Here is a 20,308-nt window from a genome sequence, read left to right as displayed (position 1 = left end):
GCGTCGAGCAGCGGTGCGAACGCGGGGATCTCGTTGCTCTTCGCGCTCACGGTTACCTGGGCCAGGACGATGCCGGTGCTGGTGTCCAGCGCGGACAGCAGATGAACCTGACCGCCGTCGGCACGGCGGGCTCCCCGCAGGGTTTTCCCGTCCACGGCGATCACCGTCCGATATCGGTGCGGCCGGGGTGTGACCGGCTGGGCGCGGACCTTCAGCCAGCCCGCGAGGACGGTAGACAACAACTGATCGTCGAGGCGGGTCAGCAACCGCCATACCGTCGTACCCGCCGGCACCCCATGGCCGAAGCCGAGCCGGTCGCGGGCCTGCTCATCCAGATCGTGCAACCAATCGGTGATCGCGGCGAACGACGACGCCCCCGCGAGGACCGCGCACACCGCGGCCGCGAGCAGGCCCGACAGCGGGTAACGCACTCCCCGTGGATCTCGAGGATCCGGGACCGCCGCCAAGGCGTGTAGCAGTCCCGTTGTCTCACCTGCAGTAACGGACGGTGGTGACGTGCCAGGGGTGCCGGCGACCGAAGACAGCGCGGGGATCGGGCATGATGACATCGGCGGGTGAGGTCCTCGGGGTGTCGTGAAGCCTAGAGAACTCCATGATCACCGACGCGATCTCACCCGCTCTACCTGCCTCCGCAGAGGCCACTCACCCCGTAGATTCCCAGCTCAGGGCACCCACCGATCGACTACGCAATCGCCCTGATCAGGAAGCCGGACACCGCCGCAGCCCTTCAGTGGGGAGACGCTCCCGTTGCTAGTCGGGTTCGTGCGGTTTAGCGCGTGCCGCCAGGCACAAGCGCCGATATGCCCGCACGCTCAGCGCTGGGTCATCGGGCTTTGCCGCCAGCCGCCCCTGCTTCAACGACCGAGGCGCCGCTGGTCTGCTGGATCCAGTCGGCGATCCGGTCAACCCGCGCGGTCGTTTCCTCCTGCGAGTGCGGGCACGACGGCCCGTCGGATTCGACGGAGACCAGCGTCTGGGTGCCGTCCGCGTTCTCGGTGAAGTACGGGGCACCGGAGTCCCAGAGGCAGGCGCTGGTGTTGGCCGCGGGCGCGTAGCCGACAACCATGGCGGAGGAACCGGCAACCCGGGTGATCTTGAACTGGCCGGTCTGCAGCTGGGTTGCGGGCGCGGGGTCCACCGAACCGGTGGCCCCCCAGCCGGTCATCCGCAGGATCGTGCCGGTCTTCGGCGAACTGGCACTGACCGCCAGCGGCGTGATGTCCGTGACCGGTGTTGCGAGCTTGGCCAGCGCCACGTCCTGTCGGGACGCCTGCCGCACCTCGACGACATCGACGACGTGGCCGTTGGTGGCGGCCAGGTCGGTGCGGCCGATGGTCGCGGTGGTGGTGTACGGCACCGGGCCGCTGACCCTTCGACCGGCGATGTCATGGAAGCAGTGCCCGGCGGTAATGATCCACTGCGGAGCGATCAACGCGCCGGAGCAGGCACTGTCGTAGACGGAGGCGTCGGCGCGCGGGATGTTCGTCATGGTCAGCTTCGTGGAGAACTGGTACTGACCATCAGCCACGGGCGTGCCGTTTGCGACGGCGTTTGCGACGCCAGGCACAGCAACCATGGCGGACAGTCCCAGCGCGGCAAGGGCCAAGCCCTTTCGGCGGGCCCGGGGCCTCTGCTCGATGGTGAGGGCGGTCAGCGCACTCCCCGTGGATGCGCTGAACAGCTTGCGGTGTCGTTGCCGGTGTCGAGACATGAAATCCTCACGTCAGAAGGGCGCGCCGGATCATTCCGGGCGGGACAGGAACGGATCTGTCCGTCTGCAGAGCGTCGAACCGATGATCGTCGTTACGTACAGAGCGCGCTTGCAGCACCGGGGCACAAACAACTGACGTGGTCAGAGGCGGCGAGGGGAGGCAGCGACGAGGCAGCAAGCCGTTTGATCCGTGCGAGTACGAAACGGCAAGGAACGCCTAGTGTCCTGAGTCGTTAATTCGTCTGCAGTATGCGGCGAGGGATTCGAGGATCTCGTCGGCGGTGCGAGTCCATACGAACGGTTTCGGGTCGGCGTTCCAGGCGTCGATCCACGCCCGCACGTCGGCTTCGAGAGCGGCGACGCTGCGATGGGTGGAACGACGCAGTTTCCGGTTGGCCAGCTCGGCGAACCAGCGTTCCACGATGTTGAGCCATGACGAGTAGGTCGGCGTGAAATGCAGGTGGAACCTTGGATGCTTGACCAGCCATTGCTGAATCTGCGGCGTTTTGTGGGTGCCGCAGTTGTCGAGGATGAGGTGCAGGTCCACATCAGATGGTGTGGCCCGGTCGATCGTGCGCAGGAACCGCAGGAACTCCTGATGCCGGTGTCGGCGCTGGGTCTGCCCGATCACTCGGCCGGTGGCCAGGTCCAACGCGGCAAACAGACTCGTGGTGCCGTGACGGACGTAGTCGTGGGTCTGGCGACTCGGCGCGGCCGGCATCATCGGCAGCACCGGCGCCGTGCGGTCGAGGGCCTGCATCTGGCTCTTCTCGTCCACCGCCAGGACCATCGCCCCAACCGGTGGGTCGAGGTACAACCCGACGATGTCGCGGACCTTCTCTATGAACTGCGGGTCGGTGGACAACTTCCAGTCCTCCACCAGGTGCGGCTTGAGCCCGAACGCCCGCCAAATCCGCGACACCGCGGTCTGGTTCAACCCGACCGCCTTGGCCATGGACCGTGTCGACCAGTGGCTATCACCGCGCGGCGGCGCCTGCTCCAACGTGGCCACCACCACCGCCTCGACCACATCGTCGGTCACCTTGCGCGGCGCGCCCGGGCGAGGCTCGTCCGACAGGCCCTCCAGCCGCTTGGCGATGAACCGCGACCGCCACTTACCCACCATGTCCCGTGACACACCAAGCTGCGCGGCCACCCTCGTGTTCGGCGTCCCGTCCGCACACGCCAACACAATCCGCGCCCGCATCGCCAACGCCTGCGACGACTTCGCCCGTCGCGTCCACCGCAGCAGTGTCTGCCGCTCGTCGTCGGACAGCACCAACGACCCCTGCGCCTTCCCTGGCATACACAAAGTGTAGGCGAATTAACGACTCAGGACACTAGCCTCACTTCCCCTGCGATCGTAGGCTCGCCGCATGGCGTCTGCGATCCAGGTGGTGGGACTGGTTTTCTTCGTCGCTTTCCTGCTGATCGTCGTGGTGCTCATAGCGATCAGTCTGTTGAAGCCAAAGCGCTCCCGGCCCGATGACGAACACACGGGTTACCGCCTTGATCCCCCATTGGACGGGGGCGGCGGCAGCGACTAGTCATTCAAGTGCCCGCGAACAGCAAATCGTCACTTTGGAAGAGCGCGCTCAACGGGCCGTGATGCCCGAAACGCCCGCGGCCGGCGGCAGAGTCGAATGCCATTCGTGCCCGCTCATGACCCCTACGTGCCACGGTTACTGGACGGTTCGGCAGCCATCCTGGAGTCGTCTGGCCCCCGCCGGAGGCAGATCTAACCCTGGCTGAGCGCGGTGCGGAGGTGGGCTGCGGCCTCGGGCAGGGACCAGCCGAGCGCCGCCTCGATCGGTTCCGGCCCGAGAATTTGGTCGAGGAGCTGCCAGCCGAGCCAGTACCCGCACCGTCCGGGCAGCTCGCCGGGACGGTCGATCGCACCCCTGAACCACTGCCCAGAGACGTCGGTGCGGTCCAACTCCTGCAGCGCCCTGCTCCGCAGCATGGCCGCCATTCCCGCGCAGCGGTCGATCCAGGCTTGGGCGTTGGCGCTGAACCAGAGGTGCGCGCTGGGTGAGACCTCAGGCAGAAGCCGGGCTGTGGCGTGCACCGCGAGTCCTTCGCGGAACAGGTCGGCGTCGACGCGGTCGGCCGGCCAGTCATGCGTGGAGCGGAGCATGTGCACCAAGTGGACCAGCTCGTGGAGGGCGAGCACGATATCGAAGGGCGGCTTGGGCATCTGTTCCACCCCGATGAACAGGGTGGGTTCGCCCTGTACCGACGCGACCCAGCCGTTCGCCTGGCCGAGGCTCACCATGACTACGGCGTGGATCGGGTGATCGAGGCCGAGCTGGTCGGTGAGTGGTCTCGCCGCCTCCTGGATGGCGAACTCCGCCCGCTTGGCTGCGGCGCGCAGCTCCGTCCGCCGTGCGACCAGGCCGGGTAGCCGGTCCGGGGCCACTTTTGGGTCGACCCACGGTTCGATGGCCGCGAAGATCTCCGCGTGAGGCTTAACGACCTCGCGCTGCCATCGGTCGGCGAGGTCGCCCCCGCGCCCATGGCCAGCGAAGTCGTCGAAGTTGGCTACGAGGTCGAGAATGCTCACCATGGCGTTCATGATCCCGTCTCGCTGATGACCACCGTCTTTGGGCTCATACCTGCGTCTGGAGGACTTTGTGGTCCTGCTTGTCCGTCAGCGTGGCCGGCCGGCCCGGCCGATGCCGGCCGGAGGTCGCCAGCAGGCCGGGGCCGGGCCGGCGCGGCACAACACCTCATCCATGCCGATCACCTGCGAAACGCCAGGGCTCGGAGCACTCAGAGCCGACGTGCGGGTGGACGCCATGCCCAAGAGAGGATCGCCAGCCCCGCGAACATGGCAGGAGCGATGAGGGTGCTCGGGGCTTGGTGCATGGCGACGTGTGAGGCGGCCGCACCGACCATATTGATCGCGACGCCGGCGTAGGCCCATTCCTTCAATCGTGGCAGCCCGGGCGCCAGCACCACCACGGCCGCGATGATCTTCGCGGTGCCCATGATGGTGGCCAGGTAACTGGGGTAGCCCAGGTCAATCATCACCGGGTAGAACGGCGCCATCCGGAACAGGTCCATCGCGCCGCCGATCGCGCATTCACCGACGACGACCGCGGTGACCAGCCAGTAGGCGCCGGTGCGGTAACGATGTCGAGTAACGGTTGATCGGGCAGTTGGCAGGGTGGTGTTCACCGACGCCCCTGTGGCTCCGCCATCCGGTCCGGGCGCGGTAGCTGGCGTTCGTACCATCGGACGCTCCTATCGATACGAATCGGTTCCCATACTAGGAGTACGGTATCGTTTCGATGGAGGTGAGGCAATGAACAGCGGTCCTCGACAAGGCGGCAAGCGCCCCACGCATTCGCCGGCGGCTCCGCCTGCGGCATCGCCCGCCGCGGGACACCGTCGGGCTGCCTCGACGGCCGCGCCCCGCTCCCCGGCCAAGCCCCGGGAGCCGATCTCACGCGGGGCGGGCGCCCGTCAGCGGGTGCTGCAGGCCGCCCTCCAGGTGCTCGACGAGCACGGCTTGCCCGGCTTCACCATGGAGGCCGTGGCCCGGCGCGCCGGCGCGAGCAAAGCCACCTTGTACCGGCACTGGTCCACCGCCGGCGCGCTCATGGTCGACGCCATGGACGCCACGTTCCAGCCCTTCCCCGTGCCCGACACCGGCCGCGTGGAGACCGACGTCGCCCAGCTGCTCACCGCCTTCGTCACCCTGCTCGAGCACACCCCGTTCCCGCGACTGCTCGCCGCCTTCATCGACGCCGCCGAACGCGACCCCACCCTCGCGACACTCCACGCCGACCTGACCCGCCGCCGCCGCGAACCGCTCCTCGCCGCGCTGACCCGCGCCCGCGAACGCGGCCAACTGCCCAGCCAGCTCGACCCAGAGCTAGCCGTCGACCTGCTCACAAGCCCGTTCTTCTATCACCGCTTCATCGCCCACCGGCCCATACCCCCAAGCCTGGTCAACGACGTCATCGCCCACGTACTCGGCACCACCAAGCGACAAGCCGCCGATGATCACGCGGCGGCCGCGTCCACTCCCGCCACCGGGTCGGCCAGGCCGAACCACCGCACTCATCACCGACCGTCTACGTAACGATCCTGGGCTGGAGGATTAGTTCCCGCTCCGGCCTGGATGGCGAGCAGCCGTGGATTGCGGGTGACGGCGTGCACGGCGGCGATGGCCTCGGTGCGGGGAGCTTCGCCGTTCGGGCCAGTGCCGTATCCCGACGGCAAACCGTGGCACCCCAACTCGTCACCCAACGCTTCCGCCGCCGCGTCAACAAGCCGGGCCGCAACCCATCCGACTGCACGACCTGCGCCACGGCGCCGCCACCCTAGCCCTCGACGCCGGCGTCCACATCAAAGTCGTCTCCGACCAACTCGGCCACTCCACCACCCTCACCCGCGACACCTATCAGAGCGTCGTCAAGCGGCTGCACCACGAGGCCGCAACCGTCGTCGCCGACAGGATCGAGAACAAGCGGCGCCGTACCGCCTGACCGACCTGGGTGATGGGCCGAAATATCAGCTCAGGGGCCTGCGGTACTTTCTTCACCGACACCAATCGGTTAACAGGTGAAGTTCCTGCCGCGTTGCCGGACGTCTTACATGAGGCGACAGCCGGTATCCATATTGGAGGGAATGATTCGATGAGTTCCTACACCATCACCATCGCCGCTGACGATCCCAGTCGAGCGATCACAACCCTGAAGGTCGAGGTGAACGACACTCCGCGCATCACCGAACTGGTGGTTCGCGCCGGGCAGGGGGACGGGCTGACCGCGGGCCAGATCCCCGCTGTCGACCTGGACCTGCTGTTGAGGGCGATCGCGCCCGCCGCCGGTGGGCGGCAGGCGATAGCCACGCCGCCCATTGCCGTATCCGACGAAGCACCCGCGGCTGGCGCCGTGTCCATTGACGACAGTGAGCCCGCCGCCGAGCCGACGGCGGTCCAGCCCACCGCCCCTAAAACGGCTGCGGATGAGCCGGCTACGAGTAACCCTGAAAGCGCTGGCGCGGTTGACGTCGTGGTGCCCAAGCAGGCATCACCGGCGACCAAGGCAAGCGAGGCGAAGAATGCCACCCGGGCGTCGGGCGCTGGCGCGACCCGCAGCCGAGCGGGCAAGCCGAAGACCGCAGCGGGCGCCAAGGCCACGACTACGGCGGCGAAAGCCACGAAGCGGACCGCCAAAGGCGGGTCCTCCGGAGACGAGGGACGGGTGTACCGGCGATCACCGGCCGATCTCGAAGCGGTCTACCAGCAAGCCGGCAGTGTGACGGCCGTCGCCGACCACTACAACGTGCCGCGGCATACCGCCCAGGGATGGATCCGCACGCTGCGTCGCCGGCAAGCCGGGCCAGTTCCTGAGTAGGGAGCGGGGTACCGGCCGTACCGGCTCGCCGCAGGCCGAGGAGGCAGAAGCATGAGCGGCATCGGTGTCGTCACCTCGCTGAGGCTGCCGACAATCGCCACGATCAGGCGCCTTGGCACGGCACCGGCCACGGCGGTGCCGGTCGGGTGAGCACCGATGACCGGCGGTGTGGCGCGGGAGGGGCGACCCGATACACCCTGCGTGGTATCCGAGATCTCCAATTCGGCCCGCAACCTTGTAGCATGCGGCGGACGACGGGCGGCAGCCGGAGCGCGGCTCTGGTACTCAGCGGGCGGCACCGCCGGGCCGGGCGGCCGCGGCGCGCCGGTCAGGCCGGGGCCGGAGTGAGAGAGGAACCTGCTCGGCGTGTTCCAGGAACCGGACCAGACCCGGATGACCGGCGGAAAGTCAATTGGCGGGGCGCCAGGCGCCGACCCGCCGGAGGCGTGGGACGCGGAGCTGGCCAAGGCAATGCGGCATGTTGCCGTGCTGCGCGCCGGGTTCTACGTTGTCGTGCTGCTGGTCGCGCTCGGTGGCCAGGTGTCCGGGGCGATGGAACGGCTGGGCATGCCGTGGTACGTGGCCCTTCCCGCCGTTGGGGCGCTGGAGTTGGGCGGCGTCGTGGTGCTGGCGAACGTCGACGTGCGCCGTCGACTGGGCGAACCGGCGATGCTGTCCCGCGTGCTGTCGGCCGGCATCGCCACGGCCGCGGTGGCCTTCAACTGGCTGGCTCATAGCAACCACCTCGAAGGTGGGTTCTATGCGGGCATGTCCCTGCTCGGTTATCTGGTGTGGCTGATGAACACCGAGAACCAGCGGCGGGACCGGCTGCGGGCCAGGCAGCAGCTGCCACCCACCACGCCGGCGTACGAACCGGTCGGGCACTGGTTGCGATACCCGTGGCTGACCCGCCGTGCCCGCTCGCTGGCAAAGGCCCACCCCGGCCTCGGGCTGTACGACTCGCTCGACGCGGCCCGCGCACAGATTCGCGCCGAGCGGCGGCAGGCGGCACTCAGCAAGGTGTTGCACCGCAAGATCCGCCGAGCACTGGACGCCACCACCGCCGACATCGCACTGACGGTGTACGACCTCGACGAGATCGCCCGGCGGCTGGCCGAGCAGGCGGACTACGACGGGCTCACGACGCTGATCGCCGCCGATCTGGCACCTGCGCGCTTGCTGGCCGGGAACCTGCCGCCGAGCGGCCGCCGCCGGCGGTGGCGTCGGGCCGGTCAACCCGACCCCGTCGCACTAGCCTCGGCCGCGCGGCTGCTCGCCGACGCCCCGGAGCGGCTGCTCGCCCACGCCCCCGACCCGCTCACGGACGCGGCCCCCGCGCCGGACGCGGCCCCCGCGCCGGACGCGGCCTGCGCGCCGGACGCGGCTCCCGTAGCCCCTGCGGCGGGCGCGGCCCCCGGCGGCTCAGCGCGGCCAGAGTCGGCCGGGGACGCCGTTGAGCAGGCGAACGCCATCGAGCAGGCGGGAGACGGTGCCGAGCGACCGGGATCGGAGCGGTCCCGGGCAGTGACGCCGGACCGCACCGACCGGCAGGTGGAGCGGTCCGACAGCACGGGCCAGCTCACCTCGACCTCGGATCAGCCAGACCCGCCCCGCGCCTCCGACTGGGCGGCGCTGCACGCGGAACTCGCCCCGCTCCTACCGGCAGCCGCACCGCGCCGAACGCCGCGCAACACACCAGGCCGGTCGGCCACCAGCCGGGCGGAGGCACCATCGACCACGGACGCACCAGGCTCCGCCGCGGAGCCGGCCGACACCGCGCCGCCGGCAACGACTCGCAGCGCGGCACCGACGCCGCGAACCGCGACGGGACAGGCACGTATGGCCCGAGTCGCCGACCCGGCGGGCGAGGCGGGGCCGATCGCGGCAGCCACGCGAGAGCTACCCCTGGTGGCCGCGCGGGACCTGCCGGACCTGGTAGACACCGCGGCGAGCCGTACCACAGCACCCGTCGCGGCCCCCGACGCCGCGGAAGGGGCCACCGAGCAACGATCAGCGTCGCGACCGCGGCAGCGCCGGCGTGACGACACGGGCCCGCGACCGAGCTCGGAAACCGTTCGGCATCGGTCGAACACCCAGTCGGCCGAGGCCGGCCGGCCCTGACCGAAAGACCCTCAACGGCCTGATCAACGAATGCTCCCAGGCCGCGTAGTCGAAACCGAGGAGGTGTGTCCGGCTTCCCCGCGGCGCTTGATCATGAACGTTCGCGCTCCTGCGGGTCAGCTCCACTGACAGTCCTGCCATGACCGGCGCCGGCCACAGATCGGGCAGGAGTCCCCGAGTGCGGGTGGCCAGGTCAGCGGTAGCATTGCCAGGCGTACGGATCACCGGGATTCGATGTCCGCGCGTAGGCGCCCGAATCGTACGTGTCGCGGCAGGCGACGTCCATGTCGACGAGGGACGCGGAGAGAAGCCCCGTGCATTGCCAACGGCCGTCATTGCGGGGGTCCGCTGAGCCTCCGGTGTACCGATCGCAGTACCGCTGGGCCATGTTCGCCACCCCGCGGCTGCTCGAGGGGCCGAGCAGGACCGGGCCCGAGCTGCGGGTCGGTGTCGGCGTGGCCGCGGTGGACGTCGGCGGGGCGGAAGGCGTGACCGACGGTGTGGCGCTGGGGGTGGCGGACGGCGTGACCGACGGCGTGGCGCTGGGCGTCGCGGAGGACCTGCGGGGTGTCGCGGAGCTTGGCGCCGCCGACGGTATTCCCGAGTGGGTGATCGGCTGCTCGACCGCGTCCGACGGGGTGGTGGCCGCCGATATCGGCAAGCTGCCTGCCGGTGGCCGGCCCGACCCCCACATGAACGCCAGAGCGCACAGCAGCGCCCCCACCGCGAGCCCGCCGACCGGGATCAGCCAACGCCGCCGCGGGCTGGCCGGCCGTGAGCGGCCGGCGACGTCCCGATGGTGCCTCCTTCGCGGCCGCCCCTCGTCCGCCCCGGGGTCCTGCGGGTCGGACTCCTCGTGGTGGTACTCGTTGCGGCCGGCGTAATCGTGGTCGGGGTACTCCCCGTAGGGGTAGGCCGCCACCGGTGCGGCATACCTTTCCAGTTGCGCGCCGTGCGCGTCTTCGTGGGCCGAGGTGGCATCGGTCGATTCGTACGGCTCTCGGGCCCGGCGTTCCTCCCGATGGGCCTGGTCGTGCCCGTCGAACAGATAGGTATGGCCGGGCTCGTCGTACGCCGGCTCGGCGTAGCCCAGCGGGTCTGAGGGTCCGTAGGCATGCTCGTGCCGAGGGTAGGCCGCGTCGTACTGCTCGTACTCAGCCTCGTACCGCGGGTCTGCCCGGTGCCTTGCGTGTCGCGCTTCGCGCTCCTGGTACGTGTCCGCGGGAGGGTGCGACTCCTCGTACTCGTCCGGCAGTTCCTCATGCCATTGGGGCGCGGCGGCCTGCCGCCCGTCGTAGGAGTTGGAATCACCTACTGCCAGTCGCGATTGGCGAGAGATCCAACTGCCTACGACACTCGCCGCATCGTCGTGATCTTGGGCAGCCGCATCGGCCGAACCAACCGTCGAGCTCTCGGCCACGGTCGCCGGCCTCCTCACAGAGCACAGGTGCGGACAGCTAATCGACCTTACTCGCCATCAGCCAAAAGTCCACCCGGCCATCCCACGAACAGGCGGCAGTCCACCCCCGTTTGTGGCCTCGACCACCCGACAAGGTCTGGAGAATGCGTGGACGGACAAGCGCAACGGTGGCAAGCGCGCCTGACTTCCGATGACGCGAGGCGTGGCTGACAACCGCGGCAGCCAAGGCGACTGGTGCCTCGGCCGGCAGCGGTCGCTTGATGGCAGCGCCCTCACGGTCGGCGATCTGGGGCGCCGGGCGATGTCCCGGCGTGTCCCCGCGTAGCAAGAATGCGGATTATGTGCCGCCCCCCGTGCTCGCGGGTGTAGTCAGCCCGGAGCCGTACCGGCTGGCCTTGAGGGCTCCAGGCGCTACCAGGTCGGGGTTGCAGGTTCAACGGGTGCGCTTTCAGGATTAAGGCCCTCACCAATCGAAACGGGATCACGGCCTTGACTCGCTTTGACGACCGGGATGGGCCTTCCCGGTGTTTGGGACGTGGCGCTCGATGGTGCTCCTACGTTCACGACCGCCCTCGTGGCCCCTGTGGCCCGGTGCAGTGTCGGCTGGTCCACGGGCGGCGGCGCGGCCTACGTGTCGTTGAAAACCTGATGAGGGCCGAGCTGCGCGAGTCGGGGGAGCTCACGCGACGCTTGATCTAGCCGGCTTCGCCCTCAAGCTCCCTGCGGCGCTTCTCTGCCCAGGCCCGGATGTCGGCCGTCGCCCACACCCGCCCCACGGTCAGGTGCGCGATCGGCTCAGGGAAGTCGGGACGGTCTGCGAGCGTGTTCGCTCGCTGCCTGGACACACCGAGGAAGGCCGCTATCTCGGCCATGGCCATAACGTCCCCGGTCATCGGTGCCGACCATCCGACCAGGGCGGTTTACGACACGTCACCGTACCCCCTTGACGAGTCGTAAACCGATCGGCGAGAGTCGGCGCATGCCCATGCGGAGAGCACCTAAACCCGTACCGCTCGCACCCATCCATCGGCCCGTCTGGCGGCGCTGGTTCCGCCGAAATTGCTCCTGCGGACTGAGGTGGAAGACGTGCCCCGACAAGCGGCTGGCCGTGCCCGTCGAGCCTCAGCGGGTCGAGCCACCCAGGCGGCCCGACTCGCCCCGTTGGAATCAGCAGACCGAGATCATGTGGCTGGGAAACGGGCTCACGAGAGGGCAGGCGTACCGCGCGAACGGCGGCCGGCATGCGTGAGCACCTACCCATCCGTCCCATATGGCTGTGTCGCGTCTGCGCGCAGCCCTGGCCGTGCGGGGAAGCTCGTTTGAGACTTTCTGCCGAGTACGTGAACGACCAGGTAGCGCTGAGCGTCTACCTGGCGTCAATGCTCGGCGAGGCCACCGACGACCTGCGCAAGCTCAATCCCGAGCCTGGGCCGGATCACGTCCTCCTGTTCCGAAGGTTCCTTGGCTGGACAAGGCAGGGCGAGAGTCCAGGCCAGGGCGAATAGGAGTGCGTCATCCGCTACCCACCTTCGAACCGCCCTGCGCCTTGCGCATCCCTTGGGGGCGGACGACCGGACGACCAGGCGCGGAAGACCCCGCGCGTGGGGGACGACTCGATCCGCGCGACGGTGCGGGTCTTGGCGGTCGGAAGACCCCCTCGCGGGCGGGTACTCGGCCGCGCTGGGCGCGTGTCCGTCGCCGAAAAGACCCCCGCGTCGGGTAAAGGCGGAAGACCCCGCTCGTGCGGGGACGGCCTGCGCGCCGACGGCGAAGCCGGCACTCCGCGGGGAAGACCCTCGCGCGTGCGGGGACGGCGACCGGGCGACCGTGACCGGAGAGACGAGGACCGAACCGAACCACCCCACGCATGCGGGGAGGGCTCGCTGACCGGCGCCCCCTCCGGATGTGTCCTGATTCCAGTGACGAAGACTTTGGGCGGCCGGGTTCGCCCAGGCCGGGCGTGCCGATCCACCCGGCCGACCCGCTGAAGCAGCAGGTCGACCGGCGCCCGGTTGGACCCTGGCGACGCGACCACACCCACAACGCCGCTTCCGGCATCACCGCGATGGCGCCCACGACGCCGGCGTCAAGGCCAAGCCCTCTGGGTGGGCCTACGGCCCAGCCTTGACCCGACGCCGCACACACGCCTGCCCGAAACCCATACCGGAAGACGGGCAAAACAACGTCACCCGGTCAAAACCCCAGCCTTGACCGGCCCCGCTCCTTCATGGATGACATGGCGCACCGGGCGGCGGCCCGCTCCCCCCGGGGGGCGGGTCGAGGGCAGACGGGATGGAAATTGGCGGCGGTGATCACCGCAATGCGTATGTGGTTGTTGCCCTTGCGTCCGGCAGCCCCTCTGCGCCTGGTCCCCGCACCACCCCCGTTTCCCTTGCAAGGTCCTGATTGAGCGCCAGGAGTTGAGCCAACACATCGTCCTCTGTGTTGAATCCGTAGGCTCGCATTACGGCTTTGTCGAGCTGTGAGTGGAGATCTCGCAGCCTGCTTCTCCCCGGAGAGCGCAGGATGTCGTACTGTGCGGCCAGCGTCTGCCCCCGCTGGAGATAGTCTTCGCGGAGCTCAATCAGTTCCTTGACGATCTGGGTTATCGAGCGTACGTGGGCTCGGGTCGGAGACTGAGGCCAGGGAAATGAATCCCATACGGTAGTAGAGGTATACCGGAGGTCACCCCTAAGAGTCGAGCATCGAGCGACGAGCCATGCGCGGTGTACAGCAGAACTCAAAATCCCAAAGCTGTAGTCGTCATCGAGCGTGAAGACAGTAAGGCTGTCCCCGGGACGTACTGAGCTGTCAACGAAGGAGAATACCGTCGCGCGACCCACAGTGGCGACGCGGCTCGTGGCGATGTACCGGTCTATCTGGCTCAGTTCATCGATAAGGTCTGCCCGCCGCCGCCACTGCTGCCACCAACGGTTCATGAACAGTCGGTGCTGGCTCTCTGGGCGAAACCTCGGATTACGTTCGCGACCTTCCTGATTTCGTGCATCTTCTCTATCAAGCAGCTTCTTTCGCTCTGGCAACACATATTTGGTCAGGTGATCCAAGGCGCCAGGTGCGGCAACGCGAGCCTCCGAAAGGTCGCTATGAGGCAGGTCAATGACCCAGCGGTCAATCGGGATGCGTTGCAACATTTCTCGGCCGCCGAGGAACGGGTGGATGTACCGAAGGCTAGCTGGATCCTTAGCGGCAAGCTCCTCTAGCGTTTCAGCATCAAGCAGGTAGCCGTTAGAGATGCCAGGAGTTTGTCCCTGGAAACACGTCTGGGGCTCCATATTCGCCGGGACTGCAGCCGCGTTACGCACGTCAACCGTCGGTTGAAGCGAACTCGGGATGCTGTCGACTTCCAGGCGAAGATCACCATCATTGAGCCAAAGCACCTTAGGTGTTACATCTATGTGCTTCGACCAGTTAACGATTGAGACGTTGACGATGGCATCGCCGGACCAAGGTTGACTCGAAACGGCATCGAAGATCACCCCGCCATTGTCGATGACGTAATCCAGACTCGCCTCTCTGGAATGGTTCTCCCGGATGGTTTTCGTTGCCACCAGCCCTGCTCGACCTCCCTCCGGAAGGCGATCCTGCACGAGGGGGAACCAGTAACAGACGAAGTCAGAGACCCCCGCCACGCTCGGGAAGGCCTCGGCGAGTCGTTGCGTGTACTCCGACCCAAGCTCCTCCGCCATCCTTCGACGGCCGAGATACGGTGGATTTCCGATAATCGCATTGACGTTGGGCCACTCAGTGAATAGTGCGTCCGCCGCTACGATTGTCCGGTCCAGGTTGGCGAATGGGAGAACATCTTGATCGTCGCCGAGTTCATCAGCCGCCAGTTTCTTGGCGAGCATCATGGTCACCTTCGCTACCTCGACGGCGAAGGGATTAATGTCGATACCGAAGAAATTCTCAGGGGCAATGTATGCGAGAGAGCTCTGGGCCGCCATTGCAGATGATCGTCGACGTTCCGAGATCAGCGTGATTGCTTCGTGCTCCAGCCGTCTCATCTCACGATAGGCAACGTATAGGAAGTTGCCAGACCCGGCTGCCGGATCTAGCACCCGAAACTTCGACATATCATCAAGTGCGCGTTGCAGTTCGGGAATGCTTCCTGCCGCTTGGAGGCGTTCCCGCCAAGGCGTCACGATGGTGGGGATAACAACCCTTGCGATGTCCGCCTGGCTCGTGAAATGTGCTCCCTGCGCATGGCGCTCGCCCTTGTCCATGGAGCCTTCGAAAAGGGTGCCGAAGATCTCTGGCCGCACAGCCGCCCAGTTGGTCGTCGCGGCCACGCGTAGCACATCTAACTCATCACGAGTCAACTCTATCGGCGCAATTTTGGCGAACAACCCGCCGTTAAAGTACGGAGTTCCGCGATAGCGTCCGGCAAGTGTCGTAGCCGGCGTATTCATCTCCCTGAAGAGCCCGAATAGTAGGTCGTAGGCATCGGAGCCGCTATTTGAGTCTTGTAAGGCTCTCGTGAAATAGCGTCCGGGCAACAGCCCGATGTCTTCTGCGAACATGGCTACTACCGATTGCAATACAAAGCTCTGAGCGTGTTCTCGCTCAATTCCTCGATCGTGAAGCTCGGTGAATAGATGGGCGACCCGGCCGGCAGCGTGGCGCGTCACCGCAACAAGGTCGTTGTTGAAGACCGGCTTCTCGGCGATAGGAAGCAAGAATGCCAGGGCATCCCAGCGCGCGACGAGTTCGTTTATGTGGAGTTTGTCGACGGGCTCGTCTAACTGAACGTCGAAGTCATAAATCCAAAACTCGTCGAAGTTGCATAGGATTACGTACCTAGGCCTGTCGGGGACCGCTTGGACCCAGTAGTCGAAGGCTTGCCTGTAATGCCTGGCGAGGTTTGTACCCTTCTTTTTCATCTCAATGAGGCAGCGAGGCTTCCAAATGAGGTCTGCAAACGCTGTGCCCTTTGAGCTGTTGCTTCTTAGGCGCATTTCTAGCGTCCCGCCCGCCTCGCGGATTCCGCCGTGGCCAAGAGCCTTGAATAGGCGGTCGCAAAAAATCTGCGCCTCGCCCTTCTCGTCACCTGAGAGATATTCCGCCCGGTAGCGGACGAAGTCGGCAAGCTGCTGACTCAGGGCATTGGGCGGGGGGTTCGTCACGCTGGCACTCTAGAACAGATGTGACCATGACAGGGCGCCCGAAGCCGCCCAGTTACGCAGGTGACGTGTGGACCCGGCTCGCCTCCGACGGAGTAGGAGCCCAGCGCGCCGACGGCCTGAGTAGCCAAGGCTGCACTCGGCCGGACGACTGGGACCTCGGCGAAGCCGTTGAACAACGGCTGATCGCAGTTTCGGGAGGGCGGTCAAGCTCCGCCGGCGATATAGCCAACGGAGCTTGACATCGCACCCAGCCAACCCGCCTAACAGGCGACGACGACGGCCCCCGCCTTGACGTGGTCACTCCAGCCCCGGCGAATCAGGTCGTCGACGACCTCACGAAGTCGCCCAGCATCCGACAAGAGGCGCCTGCACTCAGCGCAGACGTCTGGACCGCTTCCAGACGCCGATCCGCCGCCCGGCTGGCACCGAAGCTCGTCCGGAACGCCACGCGACACCTGGACGCAAAGGTTCAGCGTCTGCCCCCGGTCCTTGCACCGCAGGCTGACGCCCACCCAGTTTGGCTGCATCGTCAACTCCCCTGGCCGTTCACGGCCTGGTCGTCGCCGAGGTGACCATCACCCCGGCGATGCGCACGCTGACGCCACGTCCAGAGAGAAACGCCACTTCCCCTACACGGGTAGTGGATCCCCCTATAAGGTTCTGGCCGAGAGGCCAATCTCATGCAGAACCCCGGACGGACGTCGCCCCGACGTATCCGACGCCGGGGCTTCTGCGCGTCCAGGACACAATACCAGCCGTCCCGTCACGATCCGTATGTCTGGATCGCAGTGCGCTCAAAAAGTGAGCCCGATCACTCGTCTACATCTGGTGCTGACGCTGGCCACACCTCCCCACATGTTGGGGAGGCGTTCTTGTCGGAGGGCACCGATACAATCCGCGCCCCCACTCCGGCTGCTACTCCGCGTAACGACGAAGCGGGGCTGCACCTCCCGTCTCCGCCGCTGGACCCCTTCACGCTGGACGGCTCGCATCAGATGTAGGAGCCTTGGACCATGAGGATCGTCCGGGCGCAGCTTGAGGGTGTCGATGCCGAGCCTGGCCGCGTCGCAGCCGCTGACGTTGCGCGCATCATTTTGGGCCTTGAACGGGCCATCGCCCGAGCGGCCTACCTGGTGCTGGGTAAGGCCCGTCGCGGCGGCACTGGCAGACACCGTCAAGCGATCGAGAGCGCCGCACGACTTCGGTTCGTGGGCGTCGAGCACGGTAGCTTCGTCGAAGTTCTCGCACTTCCAGACGCTGCGGAACCCTCGGACGAGGAGCTGCCGATCTCTGCTGCCGACCTAAGTTCTCTAGCATTTGGGCGACTCCTCGACGCGATCACGAGTGACGATCCTGCGACAGACGCGGAGCTGGCAACGGCTGTTGCACAGTTGGCATCGGAACTTGGCATCGGCGACAGGAACAGATCGATTACGTTAATTGATGAATCCGAAACAGCGGCAGGCGGCACTCCCCGGCGGGCGACGATCGACTCTGCCGTTCGGGAGCGGATGCAACGCCTTGGGGAACAGCCGGCGGTGAGCAAAGATGAGGCACTGGTTGGGGTGCTCTTCGAAGCTGACTTCGAGGGGAACACGGCGAAGCTGCGTCTCGCTAATGGCAACGTTGTAACAGTTAGCTTCTCGTCTGATCTTGCGGACGATATCCAAGAAGCACTGCGATCGCGAGCGAGGCTGGACGGACTTGTTCGCTATGATCCCCGAACGGCGCAGGCAAGCAGTGTTGAACTACGGGCTGTAGTCCGAAGCACCCAGCTTCCATTAGACATCGATTCTTTCTGGCAATTGCAGACCTTTGCGGACTTGCAAGCGGCACAAGGTACCACGGGGCGCGTCGACCCATCGAGTCTAGGGATCGCCGGATTGACCGACGATGAACGGGCCGCTTTTCTCGCGGCTCTCGCCGAATGAACCCGGAGGACGTCCCCGGTGGGCCATTGCTCATCGACACGGACGTTGTCAGCTATTGGCTTCTACAAACCGAACGAGGCAAGGCGTTCAGTGTCCTTGTCGCGGGTCACGAGCAGGCGGTCAGCTTTGCGACATATGGTGAGCTACTCGCGAACGCTCACCGAGGGCGGTGGGGCGAGCGGCGGATAGAGATGCTGCGCAATCAGCTAAAGGCTTTCGTTGTGGTGCCCTACTCGGCGCAGGTTGTAGACCTATGGGCTGAGATGCACGCCAAACTTTCCGGGCACCTGCAGAAGGGTGGAACCAACGACCTGTGGACTGCCGCTTGCGCCTTGGCATTGAGCCCCCAACTCCCGATTGCCACAAACAACCTCAGTGACTTCAAGACGATTGCGAAGGCGTTCCCCGAGCTCCGTCTTGTTCACCCCGACCTCTAGAAAGCCGGTCTAGAGCTTGGACTCATCCGGTCCAGGCCATGATCTCGGGCACCGCTCCACCAGTGCCGGCATGCGGTAGGGGGCAAGGCCCAGCGCCGCAGGTCATCGCAGGCGCACCCGGCGGCCGTATAGCACTCAAGTACAGCACGCACCCAACCGCTGGAGCCTGAGCCCAGCCAACCAGGGCTTGCGTCCTGCGCACCCAGCCGTCAGCAACAGCCTCGCCGGCAATCCAAAGCTTCAGGGCCCGCGACAAGATCCGGAACATGTGCGGAATGATCAAGCGCATCGGTGGGGAACCGTCGCGCGTATGTCCTGGTAGGACGAGGGATGGCCCAGCAGGCGCTACACCCTTCCTAAACCGTGTGTGGCAGCCGCGACTCGGAGGCGACGGACCCCTTGCGAACCGAGAGGGACAGGCTAGGACGTAGGCCACGCTCGTCGTACGAGCACCAATCGAGCAACATGCCACCCGTAGGGGACGAACGACAAGAGGCGCCCGACCCCTATTGTGGCAGGTCAAACGCCTCTTGATCTTGTGCGCCCGAAGGGACTCGAACCCCTAACCTTCTGATCCGTAGTCAGATGCTCTATCCATTGAGCTACGGGCGCTTGCTGCTCGGCCAGTCTACACACCTGGCTTTCGCGCGGAGACTCCGGGATTCGAACCCGGGAGGGGCTTTAAGACCCCAACCGCATTAGCAGTGCGGCGCCATAGACCAGACTAGGCGAAGTCTCCCTGGTGGCCCGGAGACCACCGCGCCCGAGGATACAGGTCCGTACCCACCCGGGGCAAAGCGACTACCCGGAGGGCTCGGACCCCTGCGTTTCCGACGTGTGCGAGGTCACGCTCGGGTCTACGCTCCATCGATATGCAGGAGCAGCCGCCGAGCGATCCGCCCCGCCGCGAGCCCGCCACCGGTGCCCGGCGGAGTCGCTCCCCGAAGCCGACGTTCGCCGCGCCGCCCACGCCCGAGCCGCCCGCCCCACCAACGCGCCAGCCCGGAGCGGAGAACTCGCCGCAGTCCCCGGCGCGGCGGGCCAAGGCCGCGCCGGCCGTGCTCTTCCAGCCGCCCGACCCCGCCCAGGCGGTTTCCGGCGCCCCGGGCCGCTCGGCCGGCGACGCCTCGGGCACGGAAGCCCCCGCCGGGGCCGCCGCGCCCCCGCCTCGTCCCGCAACCGGGGCCACCCCGTCTCCTACGGCCGACGGCACGGCGGCCCGAGCCACCCCGAGCACTTCCGCCGACGACGCGGCGACCCGAGCCACCCCGAGTCCTGCCGTCGACGACGCGGCGCGCCGTGCCCCGGCGAAGCAGGCCAGCCCGGCGAAGAAGACCAGCCCGGTGGCGAAGACCAGCGCGGCGAAGAAGACGAGCGCGGCGAAGAAGGCGGCCCCGGGAGCGCGGAAGCGCGCCGAGCCGGCGCCGGCCGAGGTCAGCGCCGACCCTGGTGACGGAGGGCACACCGAGGCCGGCGCGGGGAAGCAGCCCACCCCGCCGAAAAAGGCAGCCACCCGGGCCGCGACGCCGAGGAAGGCCGCCGCCGCGAAGCGGACGACCGCGGCGCCGACCGCCCAGATCCCCGCTCAGCCGGGCCCGGCCCCGGTCGTCGTACGGGCGGTCAGCGCGGCGGAGCCGGCGTCGGGGCGTACCGCCGGGGTGGAATGGTCGGCGATCACCTCGCGCGTCCTCGACCACCCGGCCTTCGCGCCGGAGTTGCTGGCCCTGGCGGCGGTGGAGGCGCTCGGGCCGCGCGCGCGGGAGTGGGTCGCGGGGCTGCGCGGCACGTATCCGGATGCCGACGCGGACGGGCTGGCCCGGCTCGCCACCCGGCGGTTCGTCCGGCTGGCGGGGGCCGGTGGCGCGGTCGCGGCGGGAGCCGGGCTCCTCGCGCCGGTGGCCGAGCTGGCGGCGGTGCTCTGGACGCAGGCCAACCTGGTGCTGCACCTGGCGGCGGCGTACGACCGCGACCCGACCCACCCGGACCGGGCGGCGGAGCTGCTGGTGCTGACCCAGGTCCACCCGGACGCCGGGACGGCCCGGGTGGCGCTGGCCGCGGCCCGGGCCGCTGACGGGCCGGGGGAGCGGCCCTGGCCGCGGGCCGCCGAGGCGGCCTGGCGGCTGGCGACGCCGCTGGCCGCGCAGGCCGGCGGCG

At 67.4% G+C, this 20,308-nt stretch carries 14 protein-coding genes and 2 tRNA genes; 8 read left to right on the top strand and 8 right to left on the bottom strand.

Features of this window, described 5'->3' with window-relative positions; genetic code table 11:
- The 3 genes from DKT69_RS27440 to DKT69_RS27430 form a co-directional block, all read right to left on the bottom strand.
- Window positions 1–431: ISAs1 family transposase (locus DKT69_RS27440; protein WP_236647931.1), on the bottom strand; the 431-nt coding region annotated here is incomplete at its 3' end.
- A 413-nt stretch (window positions 432–844) separates the two neighbouring features.
- Window positions 845–1,627: a S1 family peptidase gene (locus DKT69_RS27435; protein WP_438361883.1), complete on the bottom strand. Its 783-nt coding sequence runs from the start codon at window positions 1,625–1,627 to the stop codon at window positions 845–847.
- Window positions 1,628–1,949: 322 nt separating this feature from the next.
- Complete coding sequence (locus DKT69_RS27430) at window positions 1,950–3,038, bottom strand: IS630 family transposase (RefSeq protein WP_109804379.1); 1,089 nt, start codon at window positions 3,036–3,038, stop codon at window positions 1,950–1,952.
- A 70-nt stretch (window positions 3,039–3,108) separates the two neighbouring features.
- Here DKT69_RS27430 and DKT69_RS38550 point away from each other — a divergent pair, with 70 nt between their 5' ends.
- On the top strand, window positions 3,109–3,279 hold the full coding sequence (locus DKT69_RS38550; RefSeq protein WP_161557963.1) for a hypothetical protein: 171 nt from the start codon (window positions 3,109–3,111) through the stop codon (window positions 3,277–3,279).
- 191 nt (window positions 3,280–3,470) lie between these two features.
- Here the strand turns inward: DKT69_RS38550 and DKT69_RS27425 are convergent, their stop codons facing one another.
- Together DKT69_RS27425 and DKT69_RS27420 are read right to left on the bottom strand one after the other, a co-directional pair.
- Entirely contained in the window at window positions 3,471–4,307 is an 837-nt protein-coding gene (locus DKT69_RS27425) for a hypothetical protein (RefSeq protein WP_236648386.1), read from the bottom strand.
- A gap of 197 nt (window positions 4,308–4,504) precedes the next feature.
- On the bottom strand, window positions 4,505–4,912 hold the full coding sequence (locus DKT69_RS27420) for a DoxX family protein (protein WP_161557962.1): 408 nt from the start codon (window positions 4,910–4,912) through the stop codon (window positions 4,505–4,507).
- A gap of 295 nt (window positions 4,913–5,207) precedes the next feature.
- Here DKT69_RS27420 and DKT69_RS27415 point away from each other — a divergent pair, with 295 nt between their 5' ends.
- The 4 genes from DKT69_RS27415 to DKT69_RS27395 all read left to right on the top strand — a co-directional run bounded on the left by DKT69_RS27415 (window position 5,208) and on the right by DKT69_RS27395 (window position 10,106).
- Window positions 5,208–5,822, top strand: coding sequence for a TetR/AcrR family transcriptional regulator (locus DKT69_RS27415; RefSeq protein WP_161557961.1), 615 nt, complete (start codon window positions 5,208–5,210; stop codon window positions 5,820–5,822).
- 556 nt (window positions 5,823–6,378) lie between these two features.
- Entirely contained in the window at window positions 6,379–7,101 is a 723-nt protein-coding gene (locus DKT69_RS27405) for a hypothetical protein (protein ID WP_109804375.1), read from the top strand.
- Window positions 7,102–7,467: 366 nt separating this feature from the next.
- Window positions 7,468–9,222 (top strand): hypothetical protein, encoded by a 1,755-nt coding sequence (locus DKT69_RS27400; RefSeq protein ID WP_109804374.1) that lies wholly within the window; start codon window positions 7,468–7,470, stop codon window positions 9,220–9,222.
- Between the two features lie 386 nt (window positions 9,223–9,608).
- Window positions 9,609–10,106: a hypothetical protein gene (locus DKT69_RS27395; protein WP_146231226.1), complete on the top strand. Its 498-nt coding sequence runs from the start codon at window positions 9,609–9,611 to the stop codon at window positions 10,104–10,106.
- A gap of 2,848 nt (window positions 10,107–12,954) precedes the next feature.
- Here DKT69_RS27395 and DKT69_RS27375 read toward each other — a convergent pair.
- On the bottom strand, window positions 12,955–15,786 hold the full coding sequence (locus DKT69_RS27375; RefSeq protein WP_201749888.1) for a DNA methyltransferase: 2,832 nt from the start codon (window positions 15,784–15,786) through the stop codon (window positions 12,955–12,957).
- A gap of 1,013 nt (window positions 15,787–16,799) precedes the next feature.
- Between DKT69_RS27375 and DKT69_RS37930 the strand changes: the two genes are divergently transcribed.
- Together DKT69_RS37930 and DKT69_RS27370 are read left to right on the top strand one after the other, a co-directional pair.
- Window positions 16,800–17,717 (top strand): hypothetical protein, encoded by a 918-nt coding sequence (locus DKT69_RS37930; protein WP_146231225.1) that lies wholly within the window; start codon window positions 16,800–16,802, stop codon window positions 17,715–17,717.
- Window positions 17,714–18,154: a PIN domain-containing protein gene (locus tag DKT69_RS27370; protein WP_109804370.1), complete on the top strand. Its 441-nt coding sequence runs from the start codon at window positions 17,714–17,716 to the stop codon at window positions 18,152–18,154. The genes DKT69_RS37930 and DKT69_RS27370 overlap by 4 nt, the downstream gene beginning before the upstream one ends.
- Window positions 18,155–18,693: 539 nt before the next feature.
- On the opposite strand, the gene DKT69_RS27365 is transcribed toward DKT69_RS27370, so the two are convergent.
- A tRNA-Arg gene (locus DKT69_RS27365) sits at window positions 18,694–18,766 on the bottom strand.
- A 36-nt stretch (window positions 18,767–18,802) separates the two neighbouring features.
- Window positions 18,803–18,893 (bottom strand) — tRNA-Ser (locus tag DKT69_RS27360).
- Between the two features lie 133 nt (window positions 18,894–19,026).
- Here DKT69_RS27360 and DKT69_RS40180 point away from each other — a divergent pair.
- The coding region (locus DKT69_RS40180) for a hypothetical protein (RefSeq protein WP_236648385.1) at window positions 19,027–20,308 on the top strand (1,282 nt) is incomplete at its 3' end.

The organism is Micromonospora sicca, from assembly GCF_003172935.1.
Classification (GTDB): Bacteria; Actinomycetota; Actinomycetes; order Mycobacteriales; family Micromonosporaceae; genus Micromonospora; species Micromonospora sicca.
This window is presented reverse-complemented; position numbering and strand designations above follow the sequence as displayed.

Bases quoted from the DNA above. Each gene is read 5' to 3' on its own strand.
- DKT69_RS38550 (WP_161557963.1), top strand. From the start codon at position 3,109: ATGGCGTCTGCGATCCAGGTGGTGGGACTGGTTTTCTTCGTCGCTTTC.
- DKT69_RS27395 (WP_146231226.1), top strand. From the start codon at position 9,609: ATGTTCGCCACCCCGCGGCTGCTCGAGGGGCCGAGCAGGACCGGGCCC.
- DKT69_RS27405 (WP_109804375.1), top strand. From the start codon at position 6,379: ATGAGTTCCTACACCATCACCATCGCCGCTGACGATCCCAGTCGAGCG.
- DKT69_RS27425 (WP_236648386.1), bottom strand. From the start codon at position 4,307: ATGAACGCCATGGTGAGCATTCTCGACCTCGTAGCCAACTTCGACGAC.
- DKT69_RS27370 (WP_109804370.1), top strand. From the start codon at position 17,714: ATGAACCCGGAGGACGTCCCCGGTGGGCCATTGCTCATCGACACGGAC.
- DKT69_RS37930 (WP_146231225.1), top strand. From the start codon at position 16,800: ATGAGGATCGTCCGGGCGCAGCTTGAGGGTGTCGATGCCGAGCCTGGC.
- DKT69_RS27430 (WP_109804379.1), bottom strand. From the start codon at position 3,038: ATGCCAGGGAAGGCGCAGGGGTCGTTGGTGCTGTCCGACGACGAGCGG.